Origin of the sequence: Pseudomonas sp. Pseusp11 (assembly GCF_047304405.1) — a bacterium.
GTDB lineage: Bacteria > Pseudomonadota > Gammaproteobacteria > Pseudomonadales > Pseudomonadaceae > Aquipseudomonas.
In genome coordinates, this window is sequence record NZ_JBGLZF010000140.1 from 1 (window position 1) to 205 (window position 205).

The window sequence follows — 205 nt, forward strand, 5'->3', positions numbered from 1 at the left end:
AGGGTGATTAGCTCAGCTGGGAGAGCGTCTGCCTTACAAGCAGAATGTCGGCGGTTCGATCCCGTCATCACCCACCAACTCTTGAGACTCTTGTGTAAGCAAGAGGGAAGCTGAAAAGCCTCCACCGACGCGCAGCGGTAGTTCAGTCGGTTAGAATACCGGCCTGTCACGCCGGGGGTCGCGGGTTCGAGTCCCGTCCGCTGCG

2 tRNA genes are annotated in these 205 nt (G+C 59.5%); both read left to right on the forward strand.

The window, feature by feature from the left end:
- Nucleotide 1 precedes the first annotated feature (1 nt).
- Nucleotides 2–77, forward strand: a tRNA-Val gene (locus ACCC96_RS30475).
- 54 nt (nt 78–131) lie between these two features.
- Nucleotides 132–205 (forward strand) — tRNA-Asp (locus ACCC96_RS30480).